The following is a 6445-nucleotide window of genomic DNA, read 5'->3' as shown; positions in this document are numbered from 1 at the left end:
ACCGCCAACCGCGCGGCGTTGCGGGCGACGCCGACCTCGGCGGCCGCGGCCGCGAGCGCCGGGAACACGGACGCCACGCCCACCACCCCGTTCTGCACCTCCTGGAGCACGAGCGCGGTGCGGCCGGCCGGTATCAGCTCGCCGAGTGTCGGTGTGGCCATGTCTCTCCTTCCCGTTCCGCACGACCGGTCGACACGTCCGGTCAACACCGACGTTCAACACGTCCGGTCAACAACGGCGCACGACCTCCGCGGCGAACCGCTCGACGTTCTCCAGGAACTCGGCCCGGCTCGGCGCGGCGAGCCGGATCGACAGCCATGTGACGCCGAGCTCCGCCATCCGCCCCGCCTCATCCAGCAGCCGTTCCGGCTGGAGGTGCGCGCGGTGATGCGGGTGGGAGAACGGCGTGCAGCAGATGTCGATCGGCTCGGTCCGCCCTGCCTCAGCCGCGACCGCCCGTAGCGCGGCGACGGCACAGCCCAGGTCGCCGAGGTCCGCCAGCTCGGCCGTGTGGGTCGCCCGCGCGAGCGCGCGCGACGCGGGGAACGGTACCCAGCCCTGGCCGGAGCGCACCGCGCGGCGGATCGAGGTTGTCGAGTTCCCACCGAACCAGATGGGCGGGTGCGGGCGCGAGACCGGCAGCGGGCGGACCACGTTGCCGTGTGGTCCCGGCTCCCCCGCCCACGCCTGCTTCATCGTCGCGACGGCGCTGTCGAGCAGCTCACCCCGGCGCCGGTAGTCGATGCCCAAAGCGTCGAACTCCGGCCGCAGGTAGCCGGCCGCCGTGCCGACGATCAGCCGGCCACCGGACAGGGTGTCCAGCGTCGCGAGCCCGTGCGCGGCGAGCACGGGGTTGCGGTACGCGGCGACAAAGATGTTGGTGTGCAACCGGATTCGCCGCGTCGCCGCGGCGGCGAAGGACAGGGCGACGAGCGGGTCGAGCGCGTGGTGACCGCCCGACGAGACCCAGTCTCCCGGCGGGTAGGGGTGATCCGTGACGTGGCAGGCATCCACGCCTGCCGCCTCGAGTGCGGCCGCCATCTCACCGATCGCCGCCGCGCTGATCAGGTCCGCGCCGCGGGTGACGTCGTCCGTGGGTAGCGCGATGGTCCATCGCATGAACGCTCACTATAGTAGGTACTATAATTTGGACTCAAGGGAGGCACCGTGGCCGAGCCTGGCGGCACCGCGGCTCTGGCGGGGCTCTTCGACGCGATCCTCGCGCACGAGGAAACCCTGCCCGCGCTGGTGCAGAACGGCCGGACGACCACGTTCGGCGACTGGTGGGCGGACTCGTCGCTCGCCGCGAGCGGGCTGACCGAGCTGGGCGTCGGCCGCGGCGACGTCGTGCTGTTGCTGCTGGCGTCGGGTCAGGACTTCGCGACCTGCTACCTGGCCACGCTCCGGCTCGGCGCCGTGGTCTCCGCCGTCAACCCGCGGCTGGGCCGGACCGAGATCGAGCACATCGTGGCACACGCTCGGCCGGCCGCGATCGTCACCGACGCACCGGAACGCGTGCCCGCCGGGGTGCCGGTGGCGAGGCCGGACGAGCTGCGCGGCGGACCGGACGGCGTCGCGTCGGTGCACGGCTGGGTCACCACCCCGTCCGACGGGCCGGCCGTCGTCGTCTGGACCACCGGGTCGACGGGCCTGCCCAAGGGCGCCTGGTTCGACCATCGGACGCTGGCCTTCATAGCCGCCAACATGGGTCCGCTCAGCGCGCCGTACGACCGCAAGCTGATGCCGGTCCCGTTCGCCCACGCCGCGTACATGACGAGGATCTACGACCAGCTCGTGCACCGCGCGACGTTGGTGCTGACCCCACCGGAGTGGACCGCGCGGAGCATGCTGGACGTGCTCGCCGGCGAGCGGGTGACCCTCGGCCAAGGTGTGCCGACACAGTGGGAGAAGCTCATCGCCCTCGACGGGCTCGCCGAGGCGGACCTGTCCCACCTGAGGCTGGTGTCCACCGGGGCGAGCCGGGTGCCGGCCACCCTGGTGACCGCCATGCGCGAGCGACTCGGGTGCCCGGTGGTGGTGCGCTACGCCAGCACGGAGCTGCCGCTGGCGTTCGGCACCCGCGTCGACGACCCGGCCGAGACGGTCGCGACCACGGTGGGGCGCCCGCTCGGCGGGGCAGAGGTGGAGATCCGCACGGACGAGGGCGACCGGCTGCCGGCCGGCCGGACCGGGCGCGTGCTCCTGCGCTCGCGCGCCACGATGCGCGGCTACTGGCGCGACCCGGAACGCACCGCGCGAGCCGTCACGCCGGACGGCTGGCTGGTCACCAGCGACCTGGGCAGGCTCGACGACGAGGGCAACCTGGCGATCGTGGGCCGGGCGGACGATGCCTACATCCGGGGTGGGTACAACGTGTACCCGTCCGAGGTGGAGGCCGTGCTCGCCGCTCATCCGCGGGTGGTCAGGACGGCGGTCGTCGGCGCTCCGGCACCGGTGATCGGTGAGATCGGGGTGGCCTTCGTGGTGACCGACGGCAGGGCCGGCGACGCGGACGGCGCCGTCACCGCGGCGGAGCTGCGGGCGTGGTGCCGGGCGCGGATCGCCGACTACAAGGTGCCGGACACGGTGGTGTTCGTGGCCGACCTGCCGGTCAACGCCACGTTCAAGATCGACGTCGCGGAGCTGCGCCGGACGGCGGCGGCGCTGCCGACCCGGTCATGAATCGGCCATCGCGGTCGCCAGCCGCAACGCGTGCTCGTCGGCGGCGCCGAAGCACGTCTCCAGCAGCCAGGCGCGCTTGAGGTAGAGGTGGGCGAGGACCTCCCAGGTGAAGCCCATCCCGCCGTGCACCTGGACACAGCAGCGGCCGCCCTGGGTGGCCGCGTCGTCGGCCAGCACCTTGGCGGCGCAGAGGTGCTCGTCGGCGTCCTTCGCGCCTGGATCGTCGGCCAGCAGCGCCGCGACCAGCACCGCCGCCCGCGCCAGGTCGACCCTGACCAGTGCGTCGGCGAGGAGGTGCTTGACCGCCTGGAACGACCCGACCACGCGGTCGAACTGGACGCGCTCGGTGGCGTACCGGACGGCCAGGTCGAGCCCGCCCTGCGCGACCCCGACCTGCAGCGCGGCGGTGAGCAGCGCACCGTGCGCCCGCCAGCGCGCCGCGTCGGCCGCCGACCCGATCCGCTCGCCGTCGCCGGCACGCACGGTCACCTGCGAGACAGGCGTCAGCGGGTCCAGCGGAGTCCTGATCGGACTGGTCACGAAGTCCCGCACCAGGAACAGCCCGTCGTCGTCGATGACGACGAGATGGGTCGCGGACTCGACGTGCTCGGCGAGCAGCACCGGTGCCCCGGTGTCGACCATGGTGACCACCGCGTCGGCGGGCACCAGGCCGGCGGCCAGGAACGTGGCCGTCAGCGGTCCGGGGACCAGCGCCCTGCCGAGTTCCTCGAACAGGATCACCGCGTCCGCCAAGCCGAGTCCCATGTCCGGCGACGTCAACGTGAAGACGCCCAGCTCGGCCAGCGCGGCCCAGCGAGTGCGGTCGATGGCGGGTGCGTCGGCGGCCGCTCGCAGGCGGTCGGGTGTCCACACGTCCCGCAGGTGGTCACGCAGGGCGGCCCGCAGGTCCCGTTGGTCGGCGTTCAGCGTGAGGTCCACCTGGGCTCCTTCGGCAGTCCCAGCACGCGTTCGGCCAGGATGTTCTTCTGGATCTGCGAGGTTCCCGCGGCGATCGTGAACGACAACGTGTTCACCCGGTCGGTCACGATCCGGCTGCCGGCCACGTCGCTCATGGCGATGGACGCGCGGCCGAGAACGTGTGCGGCGAGGTCCGCGATGCGCTGCCGGCTCTCGGTGAACCGAAGCTTGAACACCGACGCGCCACGGGTCGGGACCAGTCCCGCGGCGGCCTCCGACACGTTCATCCTGATCAACGACCACAGGCCGCTCGTCTCGGCGACGAGCCGGCCGACGTCGCGGCGCAGTGCGGTGTCCTGCCAGAGGCCGCCCGCCTCCGCGATGGCCACGATCTCGGCGAGCAGGGTGCGCGACTCGATGACGTCGCGGATGAACGCGGTCCCCCGCTCGAAGGAGAAGGTCACCATGGCCACCCGCCAGCCGTCGTTCTCGGCACCGACCCGGTTGCCGACCGGTATCCGGACGTCGTCCAGGACCAGCTCGCTGAACTCGTCGCTGCCGACAACGGTCCGCAACGGCCGCACCTGGACGCCGGGCGTGTCCATCGGCAGGATCAGCCAGCTGATCCCCTTGTGCCGCGGGGCGTCCGGGTCGGTGCGCACGAGCAGCTCGCAGTAGTCGGCCACGGTGGCGTAGGACGTCCACAACTTCCGGCCGTTGACCACGTAGTGGTCGCCGTCGCGCACCGCCGTGGTGCGCAGCGCGGCGAGGTCCGAGCCGGCGTCGGGCTCCGAGAAGCCCTGGCACCAGACCTCGTCCCCGCGCAGGATCCGGGGCAGGTGCTCGGCGCGCTGCTCCTCGGAACCCTCGACGATCAGCGTGGGACCCGCGTGCAGCAGTCCGACGAAGTTGACGCCGACCGGCGGCGCACCGGCCAGCGCCGTCTCCTCGAGAAAGATCAACTGCTCGGTCGGCGACGCACCGAGCCCGCCGTACTCGGCCGGCCAGTCGACACCGGCGTAGCCGGCGTCGAACAGCGACCGCTGCCAGTCGGCGTCGTAGGCCCGCCTGGCCGGCCAGTCGTCCCGGTCCGGCTCGGCGGGCATCGACGGGAGGGCTTCGGCCAGCCAGTCCCGCAGCCGGCTCCGGAAGGCCAGCTCCCGCTCGGTGAGGCTCAGGTCCATGACGACTCCCTGGTGGCGGACGGCTGCGGTAGAGGATCACCTACCACGGAACACCGGCGGGCGCCGCTCGGCGAAGGCCCGCAGACCCTCCTGGCCGTCGGCGCTGGTCATGTTGAGCTCCGCGGCCATCGCCTCCTCCGCGAACGAGGTGGCCCGGTCGCCGTCGAGCGCGCGGTTGACCAGGCGCTTGCCCAGGCTCAGCGCGACGGTCGGGCCGGCGGCCAGCCGGGCGGCCCAGTCCGCCGCGGTCTCCGCCACCTTCCCGTCCGCGACGACCCGGTTGACGAGCCCGAGACGCAGTGCGTCCGCGGCCGGCAGGTCGTCGCCGAAGAAGATCAGCTCCTTGGCCCGCTGCGGGCCGACGAGCCTGGTGAGCAGGTACGCCCCAGCACCGTCGACCACCAGCCCCCGGCGAACGAACACCTCGACGAACTTCGCCGACTCCGCGGCGAGCACCAGGTCGCAGGCGAAGGCGAGATGGCAGCCGATGCCGGCCGCCGTCCCGTTGACCGCCGCGATGACCGGCTTCTCGCAGTCGAGCACGGCCGAGATCAACCGTTGGGAGCCGTTGGCGACGGCCCTGGCGACCGAACCAGGTGGTGCTCCGGCGGAACCGCCGGGTGATCCGCTCAGGTCGGCGCCGGTGCAGAAGTGCCGCTGCCCGGCCGCGGTCAGCACGACCACCCGGATGTCCTGGTCCGCGCTCGCCTCGCCGAGCAGCGCGATCAGCGTCTCCCGCTGGTCGCCGGTGATGGCGTTGCCGGCCGCGGGCCGGTTCAGCGTCAGCCACGCCACGCCGTCGGCACCGACCTCCCACCCCAGCTCGGTCGCGATCTGATCAGGCAACGGCCACACCATCCCTCGTCCGTCCTTCGTATAATTTATACATAATACGAACCGTGGGACCAGAGAGGTCGACGTGAACGACAAGGTCTACATCCACGAGCTCATCTCCATCACCAAGCAGAACCGGGCGCGCTACATGCACCACATGGCGGCCAACTGGAGCCCGATCGGCCAGGAGCAGCGCCACCAGCTCTGCTACGGCGTGTGGGGTGTCGTCGGCTCGACCGGCCGGTGGCCGCAGGTCGTGAACATCTGGGAGGAGGACGGGTTCGACGGCCTGGCCACGTCCTTCCGGCTCGAGTTCGGCAACGCCAACCTCCAGGACCCCGCGCTGGCGAAGTGGTGGTCGGCCGCGGCCGACCTGCGCTCCGGCGGCTTCGACCGGCTGCTGGTGCCTCATCCGGACACCCTGCCCATCGAGGCGCTGTGCGCGGCCGGGACCTCGGGCGAGGTGTACGCGCACGAGCTCGTCACGGTCGAGCCCGGCGCGGCGCGGCGGTTCCTGGACGACGCGCTGACCGAGGCGCCGAAGACCGGCGACCGGTACGGCTGGCAGCTGACCGGGGCCTGGTGGACCGCCATGCACAACCAGGACGAGTGCGTTCTGCTGTGGACCATTCCCAGCTGGGAGTCGTGGGCGGCCGTCGAGCGGGACCACTCGCGGGAACGTGACGTGCTGCTGCCCGAGAGCGGCGCCGCCATCCGTGGTCGCGAGCGGATACTGCTCGTCGACGCGCCGCTGTCGCCGTTGCGGACCGGTCGGCAACCTTCCAGGGACGACCGGACCGACTGGGCGGACTGAGCCGGGGGCCGGT

The 6445-nt window shown here is 72.4% G+C and carries 6 protein-coding genes; 2 read left to right on the top strand and 4 right to left on the bottom strand.

Going from position 1 to position 6445, the window contains the following annotated elements:
* Positions 1-228: 228 nt before the first annotated feature.
* Complete coding sequence (locus tag VGD70_RS28845; protein ID WP_331086834.1) at positions 229-1119, bottom strand: TIGR03619 family F420-dependent LLM class oxidoreductase; 891 nt, start codon at positions 1117-1119, stop codon at positions 229-231.
* Between the two features lie 48 nt (positions 1120-1167).
* Here VGD70_RS28845 and VGD70_RS28840 point away from each other — a divergent pair, with 48 nt between their 5' ends.
* Positions 1168-2682 carry a class I adenylate-forming enzyme family protein gene (locus VGD70_RS28840; RefSeq protein WP_331086832.1) on the top strand — a complete coding sequence of 505 codons (1515 nt, stop codon included), beginning with the start codon at positions 1168-1170 and terminating at the stop codon, positions 2680-2682.
* On the opposite strand, the gene VGD70_RS28835 is transcribed toward VGD70_RS28840, so the two are convergent.
* The 3 genes from VGD70_RS28835 to VGD70_RS28825 are packed head-to-tail and all read right to left on the bottom strand — an operon-like array spanning position 2677 to position 5630.
* Complete coding sequence (locus VGD70_RS28835; RefSeq protein WP_331086830.1) at positions 2677-3621, bottom strand: acyl-CoA dehydrogenase family protein; 945 nt, start codon at positions 3619-3621, stop codon at positions 2677-2679. The genes VGD70_RS28840 and VGD70_RS28835 overlap by 6 nt on opposite strands.
* Positions 3606-4784 (bottom strand): acyl-CoA dehydrogenase family protein, encoded by a 1179-nt coding sequence (locus VGD70_RS28830; RefSeq protein WP_331086828.1) that lies wholly within the window; start codon positions 4782-4784, stop codon positions 3606-3608. Before VGD70_RS28830 ends, VGD70_RS28835 begins: the two co-directional genes overlap by 16 nt.
* A 36-nt stretch (positions 4785-4820) precedes the next feature.
* Positions 4821-5630, bottom strand: a complete 810-nt coding sequence (locus VGD70_RS28825; RefSeq protein WP_331086826.1) for an enoyl-CoA hydratase/isomerase family protein — start codon at positions 5628-5630, stop codon at positions 4821-4823.
* Positions 5631-5703: 73 nt separating this feature from the next.
* Between VGD70_RS28825 and VGD70_RS28820 the strand changes: the two genes are divergently transcribed.
* The gene (locus VGD70_RS28820; protein WP_331086824.1) at positions 5704-6432 is read left to right on the top strand and encodes a hypothetical protein; all 729 of its coding nucleotides are present in this window, start codon (positions 5704-5706) and stop codon (positions 6430-6432) included.
* The last annotated feature ends 13 nt before the right edge of the window (positions 6433-6445 follow it).

It is taken from the genome of Actinophytocola sp., assembly GCF_036402745.1.
Classification (GTDB): domain Bacteria; phylum Actinomycetota; class Actinomycetes; order Mycobacteriales; family Pseudonocardiaceae; genus Actinophytocola.
This window is presented reverse-complemented; position numbering and strand designations above follow the sequence as displayed.

What these genes read in the sequence shown, in the direction of transcription:
- VGD70_RS28845 (WP_331086834.1), bottom strand. Translation starts at nt 1,119, where the DNA reads ATGCGATGGACCATCGCGCTACCCACGGACGACGTCACCCGCGGCGCG.
- VGD70_RS28830 (WP_331086828.1), bottom strand. Translation starts at nt 4,784, where the DNA reads ATGGACCTGAGCCTCACCGAGCGGGAGCTGGCCTTCCGGAGCCGGCTG.